Annotated in this window: 15 protein-coding genes; 10 read left to right on the top strand and 5 right to left on the bottom strand. The window is 60.1% G+C overall.

Annotation, left to right across the window (positions count from 1 at the left end):
* Positions 1-37: 37 nt before the first annotated feature.
* Positions 38-1099, bottom strand: a complete 1062-nt coding sequence (locus P2W41_RS19875) for an AraC family transcriptional regulator (RefSeq protein ID WP_404935274.1) — start codon at positions 1097-1099, stop codon at positions 38-40.
* 125 nt (positions 1100-1224) lie between these two features.
* Between P2W41_RS19875 and trpB the strand changes: the two genes are divergently transcribed.
* The 4 genes from trpB to P2W41_RS19855 all read left to right on the top strand — a co-directional run bounded on the left by trpB (position 1225) and on the right by P2W41_RS19855 (position 4725).
* A complete protein-coding gene (gene trpB / locus P2W41_RS19870; protein ID WP_404935273.1) occupies positions 1225-2445 on the top strand; it encodes a tryptophan synthase subunit beta in 1221 nt (406 codons plus the stop codon).
* Positions 2446-2490: 45 nt separating this feature from the next.
* Positions 2491-3321, top strand: a complete 831-nt coding sequence (gene trpA / locus P2W41_RS19865) for a tryptophan synthase subunit alpha (protein WP_404935272.1) — start codon at positions 2491-2493, stop codon at positions 3319-3321.
* A gap of 80 nt (positions 3322-3401) precedes the next feature.
* The gene (locus tag P2W41_RS19860) at positions 3402-4010 is read left to right on the top strand and encodes a LysE family translocator (protein WP_404935271.1); all 609 of its coding nucleotides are present in this window, start codon (positions 3402-3404) and stop codon (positions 4008-4010) included.
* Positions 4011-4182: 172 nt separating this feature from the next.
* Positions 4183-4725: a peroxiredoxin gene (locus tag P2W41_RS19855; protein ID WP_404935270.1), complete on the top strand. Its 543-nt coding sequence runs from the start codon at positions 4183-4185 to the stop codon at positions 4723-4725.
* 57 nt (positions 4726-4782) lie between these two features.
* Here P2W41_RS19855 and gndA read toward each other — a convergent pair whose 3' ends face one another.
* The 3 genes from gndA to P2W41_RS19840 all read right to left on the bottom strand — a co-directional run bounded on the left by gndA (position 4783) and on the right by P2W41_RS19840 (position 7923).
* Positions 4783-6207: an NADP-dependent phosphogluconate dehydrogenase gene (gene gndA / locus P2W41_RS19850; RefSeq protein WP_404935269.1), complete on the bottom strand. Its 1425-nt coding sequence runs from the start codon at positions 6205-6207 to the stop codon at positions 4783-4785.
* A gap of 89 nt (positions 6208-6296) precedes the next feature.
* Entirely contained in the window at positions 6297-7067 is a 771-nt protein-coding gene (locus P2W41_RS19845) for a DeoR/GlpR family DNA-binding transcription regulator (RefSeq protein WP_404935268.1), read from the bottom strand.
* On the bottom strand, positions 7054-7923 hold the full coding sequence (locus P2W41_RS19840; RefSeq protein WP_404935297.1) for an HAD-IIB family hydrolase: 870 nt from the start codon (positions 7921-7923) through the stop codon (positions 7054-7056). The genes P2W41_RS19845 and P2W41_RS19840 overlap by 14 nt, the downstream gene beginning before the upstream one ends.
* Before the next feature lie 207 nt (positions 7924-8130).
* Here P2W41_RS19840 and phnD point away from each other — a divergent pair, with 207 nt between their 5' ends.
* The 4 genes from phnD (at position 8131) to phnE (P2W41_RS19820) (ending at position 11623) form a co-directional block, all read left to right on the top strand.
* Positions 8131-9132, top strand: a complete 1002-nt coding sequence (phnD, locus tag P2W41_RS19835; RefSeq protein WP_404935267.1) for a phosphate/phosphite/phosphonate ABC transporter substrate-binding protein — start codon at positions 8131-8133, stop codon at positions 9130-9132.
* An 81-nt stretch (positions 9133-9213) separates the two neighbouring features.
* Entirely contained in the window at positions 9214-10008 is a 795-nt protein-coding gene (gene phnC, locus P2W41_RS19830) for a phosphonate ABC transporter ATP-binding protein (protein WP_404935266.1), read from the top strand.
* Positions 10005-10826 (top strand): phosphonate ABC transporter, permease protein PhnE, encoded by an 822-nt coding sequence (gene phnE / locus P2W41_RS19825; protein WP_404935265.1) that lies wholly within the window; start codon positions 10005-10007, stop codon positions 10824-10826. Before phnC ends, phnE (P2W41_RS19825) begins: the two co-directional genes overlap by 4 nt.
* On the top strand, positions 10820-11623 hold the full coding sequence (phnE, locus tag P2W41_RS19820; RefSeq protein WP_404935264.1) for a phosphonate ABC transporter, permease protein PhnE: 804 nt from the start codon (positions 10820-10822) through the stop codon (positions 11621-11623). The genes phnE (P2W41_RS19825) and phnE (P2W41_RS19820) overlap by 7 nt, the downstream gene beginning before the upstream one ends.
* A gap of 131 nt (positions 11624-11754) precedes the next feature.
* Here phnE (P2W41_RS19820) and P2W41_RS19815 read toward each other — a convergent pair whose 3' ends face one another.
* On the bottom strand, positions 11755-12189 hold the full coding sequence (locus tag P2W41_RS19815) for a hypothetical protein (RefSeq protein WP_404935263.1): 435 nt from the start codon (positions 12187-12189) through the stop codon (positions 11755-11757).
* A gap of 216 nt (positions 12190-12405) precedes the next feature.
* Here P2W41_RS19815 and P2W41_RS19810 point away from each other — a divergent pair, with 216 nt between their 5' ends.
* Together P2W41_RS19810 and P2W41_RS19805 are read left to right on the top strand one after the other, a co-directional pair.
* Complete coding sequence (locus P2W41_RS19810) at positions 12406-14085, top strand: Na/Pi cotransporter family protein (RefSeq protein WP_404935262.1); 1680 nt, start codon at positions 12406-12408, stop codon at positions 14083-14085.
* A gap of 169 nt (positions 14086-14254) precedes the next feature.
* Entirely contained in the window at positions 14255-17221 is a 2967-nt protein-coding gene (locus tag P2W41_RS19805) for a dermonecrotic toxin domain-containing protein (protein WP_404935261.1), read from the top strand.
* Positions 17222-17231 lie beyond the last annotated feature (10 nt).

Here is a 17231-nt window from a genome sequence, read left to right as displayed (position 1 = left end):
TCGTTTCCCGAAAGGGACAGCGACTTCCGAAAATGCGTCAGGTCGCGCGGGTGACTGCGGGGCTGTGGCCGCAATGGCGACGAAAGGCAGCGGCAAAGCGGCCAGCATGCGCGTAACCGACGCGCGCGGCCACTGCCGCGACTGGAAGGCCGTCCCGCTCAAGCAGACGCCGGGCATGCTCCATCCGGCGCATGGTGAGATAATCATGCGGGGAAAGCCCTGTGAACCGCCGCATGCCCGTGGTCAGCGTGCGCTGGGAGACATCTAGCCGCTCGCACAGCGCTGATACGGTGAGTGGCAGTGCGGAAGGGTCATCAAGCAGCGCCTTGAAGCGCAAGACATAGCGCGGCAGCGGGCCGGCGGCGGCGAGCGCCGAAGGCTCTGCCTCCCGGCAAGGCACATGGGCAAAGAGTGTTTCCAGAACCGCATTGACGAGCGGCATGGGCGATAGCGCCGTGCTGTCCGCGGCCTCGATTTCTTCCGCGACCATGAGCCCGAAGAGACGAGCCAGCCGCCGCCCGACCGGCGTGTCGAGGTCGACCTGCGGCTTGAAGAAAGGCGAGCGGCGCACCGGGTCGCCCGTGTAACGCTGCCAGGCGCGCTCCACGAAATCGCGTTCCAGCCGCAGCATGACCTGCGTGGTGCCGGGCCGCCAGTTGGAGCGCACGAAGGGGCCGGGCGAGAGAATCAAGCCACGTCCGGGGTGCGAAGCGACACGGTCACGCCCGTAGAGAATGTCCACCCCGCCGGAGAGCGGGAACTCCAGCATGTAAAACGTGTCGAAGATGCCGGCCTCGATCTCGATGTCGGGGCCATAGCGCAGAAGATTAAGGGAGGCCCCTTCGCCTGCGACGGCGTGATGCCGAAAGTCGAGCGCGGCTTCTCCGGATGGCATCAGCAGGCGATGCGGCCTGTAGCGCGCGCCGATGGCGGCCTCGGCCTCGGCAATGTCGAGCGAGTGCAGGCCGGGCACGCGCCCCAGCCTTTGCGATGCATCAATGAGATCCGCCACCACCATGGCAGCGAGGATAACAGGACGATGGACCCTGTCTAGAAAAAGCTGGGTCGCGAAAGGAACAAGTCGCCTTTCATCTCGCACAGGCCATTCCCACTTTCTGCTTTATTTTCAGACCACTAACTCACCTTCACTTTCGAGACAGGTGTTTGACTTGTCCCGCCCGGCCGTGCCTCAATCGGGAAAAGCGAAGAAGGGACGTTGCGCGTATGACTGCACCCATGGAACCCAATTCCTTCCGGATCGGCCCTGATGACGAGGGCATGTATGGGATCTTCGGCGGCCGGTTTGTGGCCGAGACGCTGATGCCGCTGATCCTCGATCTGGAAAAACACTGGAATGAGGCGAAGAACGACCCGGCGTTTCGGGCCGAGCTTGAGCATCTGGGCCGCCACTATACGGGCCGGCCCTCGCCGCTCTATTTCGCCGAACGGCTGACCGAACATCTGGGCGGCGCGAAGATCTACTTCAAGCGCGAAGACCTGAACCACACCGGCTCGCACAAGATCAACAATTGCCTTGGCCAGATCCTGCTCGCAAAGCGCATGGGCAAGACCCGCATCATCGCCGAGACCGGCGCCGGCCAGCATGGCGTGGCGTCTGCCACCGTGGCCGCCCGCTTCGGCCTGCCCTGCGTGGTCTATATGGGCGCGACCGATGTGGAGCGGCAGAAGCCGAACGTCTTCCGCATGCATCTTCTGGGCGCCGAGGTGAAGCCGGTTTCTTCCGGGCATGGCACGCTGAAAGACGCCATGAACGAGGCGCTGCGCGACTGGGTGACCAATGTCGGGGACACCTATTATCTGATCGGCACGGCGGCAGGCCCGCATCCCTATCCCGAGCTGGTGCGTGAGCTGCAGTCGGTGATCGGCACGGAAGCGCGCGAGCAGATAAAGGAGCTGGAAGGCAGGCTGCCCGATGCCATCGTGGCGGCCGTGGGCGGCGGCTCGAACGCCATCGGCCTGTTCCATCCCTTCCTCGACGACCGCCAGGTGGCAATCCACGGCGTGGAGGCCGGTGGGCACGGGCTTGCGGGTGACGAGCACTGCGCCTCCATGACGGCGGGCCGCCCGGGCGTGCTGCATGGCAACCGCACCTATCTTCTGCAGAATGAAGACGGGCAGATCCTCGACGGGCATTCGGTCTCTGCCGGGCTCGATTATCCCGGTGTTGGGCCGGAGCATAGCTGGCTGAAGGATACGGGCCGTGTGATCTATTCGCCCGTTCTGGACGATGAGGCGATCGAGGCGTTCCAGATGACGACGCGGCTTGAGGGCATCATCCCGGCGCTGGAATCGGCCCATGCGATTGCCCATGCGATCAAGCTTGCACCCACCATGGGCAGGGACCAGATCATGATCGTCAATTTCTCCGGACGCGGGGACAAGGACGTCCACACCGTCGGAAAGATGCTCGGCATGGAGATGTGAACCACATCGCCCGCCTGAAGCCCGTTGTTCGAAGAGAGTATCCGCATGACCACCCGCATTGACCGCCGCTTCGCGCGGCTGAAGGAAGAAAACCGCCCGGCACTCGTGACCTATTTCATGGGCGGGGATCCGGACTATGAGACCTCGCTCTCGATCATGAAGGCGCTGCCTGCGGCCGGCAGCGACGTGATCGAGCTGGGCATGCCCTTCTCCGACCCCATGGCCGACGGCCCGGCCATCCAGGCCGCTGGCCTGCGCGCGCTCAAGGGCGGGCAGACGCTTTCAAAGACGCTCCAGATGGCGCGTGACTTCCGCAAAGATGACGACGACACGCCCATCGTGATGATGGGCTATTACAACCCGATCTACATCTATGGCGTGGAACGCTTCCTGACCGATGCGAAGGAAGCCGGAATTGACGGGCTGATCATCGTCGATCTGCCGCCGGAGATGGATCAGGAGCTTTGTGTTCCGGCGATCAAGGCGGGGCTGAACTTCATTCGTCTCGCCACACCGACGACGGATGAAGAGCGTCTCCCAAAGGTTCTGGAGAACACGTCGGGCTTTGTCTATTACGTCTCGATGACGGGTGTGACCGGATCGGCATTGCCTGACACGAACAATGTTTCGGAAGCGGTTTCGCGCATCAAGGAGCACACGGACCTGCCGATCTGCGTCGGCTTCGGCGTGAAGACGGCGCGGCAGGCCAGGGCGATAGGCGAGGCGGCGGACGGTGTTGTGGTCGGCAGCGCCATCGTTGCGGCCATCGCCCAGTGCCATGACGCAAACGGCAAACGGATCGAAGACCCCGCCGAGGCCGTGGCAACTCTTGTGAAGGGGCTGGCAGACGGGGTGCGTTCTCGCCAGATGGCTTAACGGTTTTGCCGATCTGACGCCTTGGCGGCCATGCGCGGTGAACATAGGATCGCGGCAAGCATCCCGCCAAGGAGAACACCATGATCGCGTGGTCGATCTTCATACCGGCCTGTTTCGCGCTGAACTGCGCGCCCGGCCCAAACAACATGCTGGCCTTTTCCAATGCCGCGCGGCTGGGCCTCGTGCCTGCCCTTCTGGGCGGACTCGGCCGCATGCCGGCCTTCATGCTGTTGATCGGGGTCACGATTGTGGGGCTCGGCGCGGTGCTGGCGGCGTCTGCCACGGCCTTCACCGTCATCAAACTGGTGGGGGCGGCCTATCTTATTTATGTGGGCATCCAGTTCTGGCGCAAGGCGCGTGCACTGGCGAACGCCAGTTCGCTGGATTGTGCCATTGGCAAACTGATGCGCCGCGATTTCGTGATTGCCATCAGCAATCCGAAGGCAATCGCCGTTTTCACGGCCTTCTTCCCGCAATTCATCGACGCATCGCAGCCCGCATGGAGCCAGCTTGCGGCGATGGGCGGTGTCTTTCTGGCGCTGGAGGTGGCAGCGGTCGCGCTGTACGTGGTCGGCGGGGTTGTGCTTGGAAAGATGCTCAAATCCGAACGCATCTTCGTTCATCTGAACCGGCTCGTGGGTGCGGTTCTGATTGCGTCAGGTGGCACCATGGCGCTTTCACGCAGCTGAACAAAAATGCTGCGGATTGCCGCAGCGCAAGGCCTTCACTTCGCGCCTGCAACATGTTCTATTCCGCCCTGTCTTTTCCGGCGCACCTCCCGGCAGCCGGAGTTCAAAATTTCAGGATCGAAGCCGCCCAGCCATTGGCCGGGAAGGCGTTGTTTTTGCCAGAGGATTAGCCATGACCGTGAGAAAAGTTCCCAACGTAACCTTCCGCACGCGCGTTCGCGACGAATCGATCGAAGGTCCGAACCCGTATCGCTGGGAAGAGAAGACCACTGCCGATTTCTTCGGCGGCAAGCGTGTGGTCCTGTTCTCTCTGCCCGGCGCCTTCACCCCCACCTGCTCGACCTACCAGCTTCCCGACTTCGAGAAGCTCTACCCCGAGTTTCAGGCCGAGGGCATTGACGAGATCTATTGCATCTCCGTCAACGACGCTTTTGTGATGAACGCCTGGGGCAAGGCGCAGGGGCTTAAGAACGTCAAGCTCATTCCCGATGGCTCGGGCGAGTTTACCCGCAAGATGGGCATGCTGGTCGCCAAGGACAATCTGGGCTTCGGCATGCGTTCCTGGCGCTATGCAGCCGTGGTCAATGACGGCAAGATCGAAATGTGGTTTGAGGAGGAAGGCTTCTCCGACAATTGCGACACCGACCCTTATGGCGTTTCCTCGCCGCAGAACGTCCTGGACGCTCTGAAAAAGGGCGAGGCGCAGGCCGCCTGATCATTCAGGAAACCTGATTTGAGAGGCCCGGATGGCGACGCCGTCCGGGCCTTTTCTTTATTCAGCAGCCTGTTCGACCAAGGACGGCCAATCGCCATGCAGATCAGCGCCGCGTCCCTCGATCTCGAAGCCGTGCGAGCCGAAGAAATCACGCTGGCCCTGAATGAGGTTAGCGGTACCACGCGCCTGCCTATAGCTGTCGAAATAGGCAAGCGAAGACGACAGACAGATCAGTGGCAGTTCGCCAAGCGCGCCGCCGGAAACCACGCGACGAAGCGCGGGGCTGGCCTCTTTCATCAGGGTGGCGAAATCGGGAACCATCAGGAGATTGGTGGCCGCATCGCCGGCAAAGGCGCTCGCCATCTGGTCGAGAAAGCGGGAGCGGATGATGCAGCCGGCGCGCCAGATCCTGGCGATGGTGGCGAGCTCAAGCCCCCAGCCCTGCTCTTCTGACGCGCTGGCGATGACGGAAAATCCCTGCGTGTAGGAAACGATCTTGCCGGCCAGCAGTGCCTGCTCCAGATCGTCGATCGTGATGTCCACCTTGCCCTGGCGCCTACCATAGAGCGCTTCCGCCGCGATGCGCTCCTGCTTGCGCGAGGAGATGGAACGGGCTGCGACCGCACCCTCGATGGCCGTGGCCGGCACGCCGAGCTGTTGGGCGGCGATGACTGACCACACACCGGTGCCCTTCTGCCCTGCCCTGTCGAGGATTATGTCCACAAGCGGCCTGCCGCTCTCATCGTCCATGGCTTCCAGCACATGGCCCGTGATCTCGATCAGGTAGGAATTGAGCGGGCCCTTATTCCATCGCTTGAACACCTCGGCGCAGGCCGCAGCCTCCATGCCGAGCCCGTCGCGCATCACGCCATAAACCTCGGCGATCATCTGCATGTCGCCATATTCGATACCGTTGTGGATCGTCTTGACGAAATGTCCGGCCCCGCCCTCGCCCAGCCAGGCGACGCAGGGTTCGCCCCTGAACTTCGCGGCAATGGAGGTGAGCACGGGTTCGGCATCATGCCATTGCGCCTTTGAGCCGCCCACCATGATCGAGGGGCCATGGCGCGCGCCTTCCGCGCCGCCGGAAACGCCGACGCCGAGATAGCCGATGCCCTTGGGCTTCAGATAGTCGAAGCGGCGCTGCGTGTCGCTGAAGAGCGAGTTGCCGCACTCAAGGATCGCGTCGCCCTCATCGAGCAGAGGCAGAAGCTGCTCGATCATGTCGTCCACCGGCTTGCCGGCCTTGACCATGATGATGATCGAGCGCGGCTTCTTCACCGATTGCACGAAGGCTACGAGATCGGCCTCAGGCAGGACGCGTTCGGCAAGGCCCTCAGCTTGCGCCGCCTCGACGAACGCATCGATTTTGGCGGTGGAGCGGTTGTTGACGGCGATCGTGTGGCCTTTTTCCGCAATGTTCAGAGCAAGGTTTGCTCCCATCACGCCAAGGCCGATCAGGCCGATATCCGCTTTCGACATGCTTCAAGTCTCCGGTTCGTAAAACGAGGCGGCACTATGCACCAGACCGCCGGGCGATGCATCATCGCCAGATGGAAAGAGCTGGTTTCTTAGCCCGCCAGATGCACATCGACATGCGCATCGGCCAATGCCTTTGCAAGACGGCCCGTGGGCTGCTCGTTGGTGATGATCGCCGTGAGCGCGGAAAGCGGCTCGACCGTCGCGACGAGATTGACGTCGAACTTGGAGTGGTCGACCAGAAGATAGCTCTCGTGAGACTGGCGGATCATGGCGCGCTTGACGCCAACCGCAAGGCGGTTTGCCTCGGTAATGCCATTGGCCGTGAGCCCGCTCGCGCCGATGAAGGCGCGGTTGGCGTTGTGCCGCGCGATGAAATCGATGGTTTCCGCACCGTAGATTCCCACCTCGCGCGCCATGAAATCACCGGGGCAGATCACCACCTGGATCGTTTCGTTCTGGGCGAGCGCGGAGGCCACGGCAACGCTGTTTGTAAGCACCGTCAGGTCGCGCGCCATCGCGGCCAGATTGAGCGCGAACTGATGCGTGGTCGATCCGGCATCGATCATCAGGACTTCACCGGGACGCACAAGGGCAGCGGCCCGCGCGGCGATCTGCACGCGCTCCTCGATGCGCGCCTGATCCCGCTCGCCAAAGGGCGGTTGTGCGCCCATGGGTGCAGCGGATGCCCCACCATAGGCGCGACGGATCAGCCCTTCCTGGCTGAGCGCCTCGACATCGCGGCGAACGGTCTCGGTCGAGACACCGAACCGCGCGGCCAGTTCCGACGTGCGCACATGGGGGTGGTGCTGCAGCTCAAGAATGATCTGCTCGCGGCGCGCGGTTTTTCTAAGACGCGTCATTAGTTCCCTCTGGGGCCCCTCTGGTGCGCCCTTTTGCGCGAAGTATGGCATCCGCGACTTCAGCAAATCCGGCGCCGCCCGCCTGCCGTGTAATCCAATTGGGTGGTGTCGCGGTGTCATTGAGAAAATCCGCGAAATTGGCGACGCCAACGCTGTTCTGAAAAAAGCCGAACATGGGCGCATCATTAGGGGAATCGCCGACGAAAATCACGCTCCGATCCGCTTTTTCCAGCTCCAGGCCATACCGCTCGCCAAACAGGCGACGTGTCATGGCCAGCTTGTCATAGTGGCCAAACCATCCATTGACATGGATGGACGACACTTTTGCGACAGCCCCGGCCTCTTCAAAACACGTGACGATGCGGGCTATCTTTGCATCGCTCAACCGGGGGCCATCTTCGGCGAAGTCGATGGCGAGATCGGCTTCGCGGAATGACTGGTCGGCAGAGATCCGCGCACCGGGCACGGTTGTGAGAATTGTTTCGGCCAACCGGTCGAGACGCTGACGGCCCTCGCGACGCAGTTCGGCTGGCTGTGCGAATTCGCGGATCATGCCTCCCTGTGCAGAACACGCGAAATAGAACGCGCCGTTTTCTCCCACCACTGCATCGACAGGCCAAAGCCTGGCAATCATATCGCACCATCCGGCAGGACGGCCCGTGACCGGGATGACAACGATGCCTGCCTGATGCAGCCTTTCCAGAGCATGATAGGCAAGAGCAGGCAGGCGGCCGGACGTGGTGAGTGTGTCATCGATATCGGTGAGCACAAAATCGATCTCTGCAAGTCGCTCCGTACCAATCTCTTCGAAAGGACGCGGTGCCACGGCCTCTTCTGGAACACGGTTTGCCGACATATTTGTTGCCACAGGCTTCTCCCCCTCACCGAGCGATCTGCCAAGTTTGTAGCCCTGTTCGGCGACCATTTCGAGGGTATTCCAAATTTTTTACATTTGAATATTGCAAACTACCACAATACTTCGATACGCTTTCCGCAAATGGGTGCCGTTGCGTGCACTCTTTTGGGAGAAGCGGGCGCAGGCCCGCACTGGAGGAGAGAGTTCATGTCTATTCTGATCGATACCCGCCTTGCCGGAGGCGCCGCCGCGGCATTTTTCGGCATTTCCGCATTGCTGGCCGGCACGACCGCCCAGGCGCAGGACTGCCCCAATCGCGGCCAGCTCGACGCCATGTATTGCGATGCTGATGGTGATCTGGTGGCCGACACGCCGAGCGATCCGTCGAAGCTTTCCAATCCCGACACGCTGGTTTTCGCCTATACACCTGTCGAAGACCCCGCGATCTATGAGGACATCTGGGAGCCCTTCATCGAGCATCTGGAAGAAGTAACGGGCAAGGACGTTCAGTTCTTCGCCGTGCAGTCGAACTCCGCCGAGGTGGAGGCCATGCGCAGTGGGCGCCTGCACATCGCCGGTTTCTCGACGGGTCCGACGCCCTTCGCCGTTAATCTCGCCGGCGCGGTGCCCTTTGCGATCATGGGATCGGAAGACGGCAATTTCGGCTACAAGCTGCAGGTCTATACGCGCAAGGATTCCGGCATCAACGAGATGGCGGATCTGAAGGGCAAGCGCATCGCCCACACTTCGCCCACCTCCAATTCCGGCAATCTTGCACCGCGCGCGCTCTTTCCCGGGCTCGGTGTCGTACCGGAACAGGACTATGAAGTGGTCTATTCGGGCTCGCACGACCAGTCCATGCTCGGCGTCGTGGCAGGCGACTATGACGCAGCGCCGGTCGCATCCGAGGTGGTGGACCGCATGGCGGAACGCGATCTCTACGATCCCGAAGAGGTGAAGATCGTCTGGGAATCGGACCCGTTCCCGACCACTTCCTACACCTACGCACATAACCTTGACCCTGCGCTGGTGGAAAAGATCAAGGAAGCCTTCTTCTCGTTCGACTTTGCCGGAACGGCACTCGGCGAGGAGTTTTCCGGTGTCAGCAAGTTCGTGCCCGTCACCTACCAGAAGGACTGGGCCGTAATCCGCGAGATCCAGAAGGCGAACGGCGTGGAATACACGCCACAGGGTCTGGCGAAAGAGTGATCCTCCTGCGGGCGCGAGACGCCGGGATTTGGTCTCGCGCCCGATTTTTTCCGATCGCTCACTGAATTTCGGAGTTGATGCATGCTGAAGATTTCGCAGCTGGTGAAGCGCTATGGCAATGGCGCGCCGGTGCTCAAAGGCCTGGACCTGGAAGTGCCCGGCGACAGTGTGGTGTCCATCATCGGCGCCTCCGGTGCGGGCAAGAGCACGCTGCTGCGCTGCATCAACCGGCTGGTGGAGCCGAGTTCCGGGTCGATCGAGTTGAACGGTCTCATGCTCACCGACCTGAAGGGCGCAAGGCTGCGCGCCGCGCGCCGCCGCATCGGCATGATCTTTCAGAGCTTCAATCTGGTGGATCGGCTGACGGTCATGGAAAACGTGCAGTCAGGCCGGCTCGGCTATTTGCCGCTGTGGCGCGCGGCCATGCGGCGCTACCCAAGGGAAGACATTCGCCGCGCCTATGAACTCATGGAGCGTGTGGGCATCGCCCACTATGCCAACAAGCGCGCCGATGAGCTCTCTGGCGGCGAACGCCAGCGCGTGGGCGTGGTGCGCGCCCTGATGCAGGAACCGGAAATCCTGCTCGCGGATGAGCCCACCGCCTCGCTCGACCCAAAGACCTCCGAACAGATCATGGAACTTCTGCGCGCGCTCTCGCGCGAATTTTCTCTACCGGTGCTCATCAACATCCACAATGTGGCGGAGGCCAAGCAATACACCGACCGCATTGTCGGCATGCGCTATGGCCGCATCATCTTCGATGCCGAGCCCGATGCACTCGACAAGGACGCCATGGACGAGATCTATGCCGGCGTGCCTGCCGAAGAGCGCGGCGAGGCAGGCAATGTCACACCGCTGAGGGCCCAGAAGGCATGAGCGCCGAGACCCCTTCCCTCCCCGACACTTCCCTGCCCGACACCTGGCGCAAGCCGCCAATGATTGCCAATCCCGTGCTGCGCTACGGAATGCTGGCGGCGGTGGTGATCTATATCGGCTGGGCTTTCGTCATGCTGCCTGTCGACTGGGAACGCATTTCACAGGGCATGGCGCGCGCGGCGCGCATCTTCAGCGGCGCGTTTCCGCCAAGCTTCGAACGCAGCGGGCTACTGATCGACGGTTTTCTGGAAAGTCTGAAGATCGCCATTCTGGCGACGGTGGGCGGCGTGTTGCTGTCGATCCCCATCGCATTCATGGCGGCCAAGAACCTGGCGCCACGACCGGTCTATCTGCTTGGCCGCGGACTCATCATCGTGGCGCGCAGCTTTCATCCTGTGATCGTCGCAATCATCTTCGTGAAGGCCGTGGGCTTTGGCCCCTTTGCCGGTGTCCTGACCCTCATCGTCTATTCCATCGGCTTCGTGGCCAAGATGCTGGCCGAGCGCATCGAAGAGATCGACTGGGGACAGGTGGAGGCCATGCGCGCGGTGGGTGCAGGCTATTTCCCGACGCTCATCTACGCGGTTTTTCCGCAGATCATGCCGCGCCAGATCGGTCTGAGCATCTATCAGCTCGACAGCAACCTGCGTGCCTCGGCGGTCGTCGGCATTGTCGGGGCCGGCGGCATCGGCTCCACGCTGGCCAACGCCTTCGGCCGCTATGACTATGATTTTGCACTGGCCATCACCATCGTGATCGTCGCCGTCATCCTTTTGAGTGAGGCGATCAGCGGTCAGATCAGGAAACGGGTATGGTGAGCATGGAAACGTCCCTCGAAGACTGGGCACGCTATACGCCGCGCGAGCGCATGCAACGCTATGCGATCTTTCTCTTCGCCGTGATCACGATCGTCTGGGCCCTGACCAGCATCGACGTGATCTGGCCCTGGGTGTTTGACGCACCGCAGCAGATGGGCGACCTGTTCAGCCGCATGGTGCCGCCGGATGTCACAAACCTGCCCAGCATTTTGTGGGTGCTGGTGGAGACTGTAAACATCGCCACCATCGCAACGGCAATCGCTGTCTTCGTGTCGCTGCCCGTTGCCTATATCGCTGCGCAGAACACGACGCCAAACGCCGCGACGCTGTGGCTCGGGCGCTTCATCCTCGTGTCCAGCCGCTCGGTCAACACGATCATCTGGGCGCTTCTTTTCGTGGCCATATTCGGCCCCGGCATCGTTGCCGGCATCATCGCCATCATGTTCCGCTCCATCGGCTTCATCGGGAAGCTTCTCGGCGAAGCCATCGAGGAGATCGACCGGCGTCCGGTGGAAGCGCTGGAAGCAACCGGCGCGTCACGCTTCAAGGTGATCCTCTACGCGATTGTGCCGCAGGTGATGCCGACCTTCTGGGCCGTAGCCATCCTGCGCTGGGACATCAACCTGCGCGAATCCACCGTTCTGGGACTGGTTGGCGCAGGCGGCATAGGCATCATCCTGCAAGGCGCCATCGACACGTTCAACTGGCAGGAGGCCGCCACGGTCTTGCTGGCCATTCTCGCTCTGGTGGTGCTCGGTGAAGTTGTCTCGGCCTGGCTACGCAAGCGGATCATTTAGCGCTTGTGGGCAGCTGCACGGATCAGCCGTGTATGGCAGTGCCGGGGAGCCCGGCACAGCGCCGGACTCCTTTTTCCTCAATGGTTGGCGGCAAGGTCGCCAAACCAGGCAACACGCGCCATCAACCAGGCTTATAATCGTGCGGTAATCGCGCCTGCCGTGCCACCCGCGAGAGCGCCAAGCGCAGCACCAGCCGCCGTGCCGACCGCAGCACCAATGGTTGCACCGAGACCAGTGCCGGTTGCGGCACCGCCGAAGGTTCCGACGATGGGGACAATAGAGCCCAAAACACCGCCGGCGATACCGCCAGCCAAAGCCCCGCCAGCGGTGCCAAAGGCGGCTCCGATGGGGCTTCCGAGCGCAAGACCAAAGCCGCCTCCGGTTGCAATGGCGCCAAAGGACGAGCCTCCCCCGCCATAACTATATGGAGAACGAATATCATTACGATTCTTAATAGAAGTATTCATAATAAACTCCTTTATCAATATAACAATATTTGCAATCTTACTCACATCAATAAAGCAAAGATGCAGATAAAATTGAGTATATTTTCTTCTTGCCGTCAAGCCGCTTTCTCTCACCGGTTCCCCTTACGCCCCAGCGATTCTGGGCACGGCGGCAAAGGGCTTTACGGGAATGAACAATTGCTAAATAGAAATTACAAATGTAACATGCGCATTCGGCCTGTTCGGCAGGCCTGACAGGAAATTTCCGGCTTAGCGGCAGAACTTTCTCCAGGCTCTCTGCAGAACCAGATTTGTGCTAGACTTATTCGAGGCGATATGAGCGGTTCCGTGTTCTTTTTGCATATGGCCGGAGCAGTGGCACTGCTGCTCTGGGCTACCCGCATGGTGCGAACGGGCGTCGAACGCGCCTATGGCAATGTACTGCGCCAGCGCCTGCGGGAGACGCTCGGCAATCCCATTCTGGCGGCCCTGACTGGCCTTGCTCTTTCCATAGCCCTTCAAAGTTCAACAGCCGTCACGCTCTTGATCGGCTCCTTCGCAGGCCTCGGAATTGTCACCGGACTGTCGGGCATCCTGGCGGTGCGTGGCGCGGAGGTCGGTTCGGCACTGGTCGTCAAGATCCTGAGCTTCGACCTGACTTTGCTCGTGCCGCTCTGCATTCTCACTGGCACTGTGATTTTTCTTGCGACGGAACGGCGGCAATGGCGGCAGTTCGGGCGCATACTTGTCGGCGTCGGCCTTCTTATTCTCTCACTGGAAATGATGGGTGAAGCCTCTGAGCCTCTCAGACAAAGCACGATCGTGCCGCTGATCGTTGGCTATCTGTCCGACGATCCGATCACGGCTTTTCTGCTGGCTGCGGTGACCACCTACCTCTTTCATTCGAGCATTGCTGCCGTGCTCCTCCTTACCACTTTCGCCGCGCGCGGGATCGTTTCCCCCGAGCTCGGCATCGTCATGGTTCTGGGCGTGAATCTTGGCAGTTCCTTCATTGCGCCGATGCTTACGCGGAGCTCGCCGCCAAGCTACCGCATCGTTCCCCTGGGCAATCTCCTGATGCGCGGTCTGGGCTCCGTCATCCTTCTCGTGGGATACGTGTTCTTTGATCCCGGCCTGGAGTTTCTGGGTAGCGATCCGGCGAACCGCATCATTCACGCGCATATCGCCTTCAACGTGCTGATCCTCATTGCCGGCATTCCGCTCTCCGGTCTGATCCTCAAAGTCACGCAGGCACTTGTCTCGCTGCAAACAGGCGCGGAAGACGACAAAGCCGACGAGGCCGATGAAACGCAAATGGCGGAAACAAGCGCGCTTGACGTTACGGCTCTTGATACGCCCCATCAGGCGTTGGCCAATGTGACGCGCGAAACCGTCCGCATGTGCGAGACGGTAGAGTTCATGCTGTGCCGCATTCTCGAGCTCTACGAGAAGGCGGACCGGAAATCGATTGCTGCGCTCGCCGCCGTCGACGACACGGTTGACCGGCGCCACGCCGCCATCAAGCTTTATCTTGCCCGCATCACCCGTCACGAGATGACGGAAGAGGATGCACGGCGCTGCCATGAACTGCTCGGCGTGTGCGTCAAGCTCGAACAGGTGGGCGACATCATCGTGCGCAACATGCTCGCGCATGTTCAAAAAAAGATGGAGCGTGGCGTTGAATTCACCAGCGAAGGCTGGCGGGAACTTGCCGGCTTCCATGCTTCAGTCCTTGCCAATGCCCGCTTGGCGTTCAACCTCCTTGTCACTCAGGACACCGAGACCGCGCGCGAACTGGTGATGGAGAAGGACCGCCTGCGCGATGTGGAGAAAGAAACCAGCCAGCGCCATTTTGAGAGGTTGAGGCAGGGCACGGAACAGAGCGTGGAAACAAGCTCGATCCACCTCGATACGATCCGCGACCTGAAGCAGATCAATTCACTTCTGGCGACATTCGCATATCCGGTTCTTGAAGAACGGGGGCTGTTGAGCGGGTCACGGCTGAAAGCGAGCTGAAAGCCGTATCCACTGCCGATTACGATATCGAAGCCGACCCTGCGGAAACCAGGGTCGGCTATTTCATTTTGTGAACTAGAATAAATAGACAGATTAAATATCAGATATTAATATAAAATCCAAATACATATAGAATAATTATAATTTATATATTTTGGATAGATATGAAATGATACATTCTGAATTCGGAATAATTAGCAATCCAAGAAAAATAAATTCAGCACTCCAGGCGCGGAAGCCGCTTACCAAATCTCAAGGGACGAGGCCAAGCGTCAGCTCACAGCCGGTGCAAGTCGACGTGCGGGAGAATCCCTCTCTCATGCCGTCCCTCGCGCAAGTCCTCAAGTGCACGCTGACAAAAGATCAACTGTCGGAGATCGCCAGGGTTGCCCGCGTCGTCCATCAGGAGCTTCCCAACATTCGATCTATGGCGCGAGCAAGGATGAGCGCCATCATCAAAGAGCTCACCGGGCAGGATGCCAATCCTGACGCGCTCTATTTGAACGCATTCAGTTCAGCGGTCTCATCTCAAACAAGTTTTACCGGCGTCATACACACAGGCGAGCCCAATTCGTCCACGTCATTGACAGATCTACTGCTCGCAAATTTCAGTGCGGATCGACAGACCCTCCAGTCTGCGGCGCTGGATTCCTATGAAGGGGTCTACACGGATGGCCCAGGTGCTGGCTTCTATGGAACCCCAAACGAATTCAGAATTCTGGCTTCCAGTTTGAGGGATGCGATCTGGAAGGCCGACTTCCAGTCAGAGGTTCTCTCCAGCCTGAACGACTTCTGGGCGGACCATCAGGATCACATCGCGCTTTTGGCAAAAGTTCAATTCGCCGTATCCGCAATGCGTGCCATTCATGCGTCAGACCTTTCCCTTTCCGGTGCCACAATGGTGATGCAAGGCGCGGGAGCTAACTCCGATCAGCTTCTGGCAGCGATCTCCAACGGCATCGGCGCTGAAGCAGAAAACGTGGACGACATAAAGGTCACAGCCTTCGACATAAATGGCTACCCTTCCAGCGACATCGTCCGGTTCACTCGCTCAAACCGGCACACGGTGCTCTACATTCCAGGCGAAACACCATCATTCCATGAGTTCGGCAGCGAAACGGCGCTCGACCGCTGGGTCAAGGAGATGGCAGCGTCTCGGGAGGAGCGCGCGCGGCTCACACGCCACTTTTCACTCTATAATCTACAGGATGGATTTTGGTACACAGGGGTTGCCAATGGGCTCGAGAAACTCGGGTCTGGAGTCTGGAACACGGGCATCAATTCCGGGAGCCGCCTCTATTCTAAAAACCTATTCTTCGAGCTTGCCGAAAGCATGCGGCAGCGCAGCTTCTCCGATGCCGACACGTTGATTACCTCAGACAGCGAAATCACTCGCGACCTCTGGATCGACAATTTTCGCACACTCAACGCTATATTCTGGCCGATTATGATGCTGGCGCCAGAACTGGAATTTGGCGCACTGGCAATCACCATGGGTAGCGAACTCGCCCTTGAAGCCGACCAGGCGATCATGGGCGACACCTATGATGAGCGCAAAGCAGGTGCTCTCGGCGCCATCACCACCGGAAGCACCATGCTGGCTGGAGCTGCCCTTGGTGCGGTGGCGAGAAATCTATCGGAAGCAGAACAGATTTCTGCAGGCGGCAGCGATACGGTCTCTGTCTCCGCCGTTCGCCCCGTCCTTAACGAGCAGCCACTTCGAATTGGAGACATATCCGGCTTTGAAGTTGACCCCTCGCTCATCGAGGGGCGCGCACCCAATCGGGCAGGCATCTATCAATCAGGTGAACACTATTTTATCCGCATTAGCGACGAAACGGGTGTTACCCGCGTCTACGAGATAAGAAGCGACTTCAAGCTGCGTGATGGCTATGTGAACGTCGTCGATCCGAAAGGACGAAAATCCGTCGCTATCCTTCACAACGACGGGGCCGGAGGCTGGAAGCGGATATCTGCCGATGGTGGCGTGCAGGATCGCCCGCCCTATGAGGGTCAGCGCGCTAGTGAAATCAGGGCGGCACTGAACAGGCGTGGATACTATGTCATTGCAGACCCGGACGAGAGCGCCGCCTTCGACGAGATCGAAGCGATGAAAGAACGTGTCGACGCCCTTAGGTTCAAACTCGAAGACCTTGGTCGCGAGGCTGAGAGAAAAGGTCGGATCGGCGACTACCACCTCGTCTACCGTGTGGACGACCTCAGGCCCGAAGAGTTGCTCGCGGCTGGCCGATACCGTCCGTCACAGCAATTCGAAGCTGTGGTCAACCTGATCGAAAGGCCCGCGACAATCGGTAGTGCCTCGCTTGCCGCAAGTAATAATGTTCTGGATATCTGGCAGTACGGCTCGGAGGGAAGAATAATGTACCAGTATGCCATTGTTACAGAAGGAGACAGAGTGGGCTCCTTTGTCGACGGTGGAGGCTATGACTACGAATTTCTTGACGAGGTGCATTTTCCGCCACCTCCTGCGGAGAATGTCTATCTGCTGGACTCCTCCGATGAGGATATCCGGAGAATCATAGCGGAGATTGCCGCCTCACGCTCGGTGAACACGACCCACGGCATACCGCTTCAAGTCTATGAAGATTACCGGATGGGCCGCATGGTGCTCGACTCGAGCCCACCACCCGATCTGCCGAGAGGTTCCAGTGCTTCCAGTGAGGCGGGCCACAGCCTCAAATCACTCGATACATCCAGGCACGGGCAACGGCGTACGCAGGACTGGGTAGAGGCAATCCCTTCTGTTGATCGGGCGGCTGAAGAGCCGCTGCCTGGGCCTTCTCGAGCGATGCAGCGTGAGGTGCGGGGCAATTCGGGCGGGGGAGGCGCGAACGTCGGCAGCGCCGACACCGCGGCTTCGCGTTCGGTCCCGCCCGGCTTTGTCGAGTCTGCGCATCAGCGCACACAGGACTGGGTGGACGCAATCACACCGGAGACGGCACAGAACCCGGATTTGCCGGAGATCGACGAACCAGGGCCGGTGGAGGAGCAGCGCAGGGCAAGCGAAAACAGGATCCGAACCCGATATGACGAAACATCAGTCACGGGAACATCACAGTCCAAACAGCAGCGAACCCACGAGTGGGTGAAAGAGTATCAGGCCAACAACCGCTAGGGTCCCCTTC

Origin of the sequence: Nitratireductor sp. L15S-10 (assembly GCF_045011005.1) — a bacterium.
Taxonomy (GTDB): domain Bacteria; phylum Pseudomonadota; class Alphaproteobacteria; order Rhizobiales; family Rhizobiaceae; genus Nitratireductor.
The sequence above is the reverse complement of the archived record's forward strand: the minus strand, read 5'-3'. Positions and strand labels throughout refer to the sequence as shown.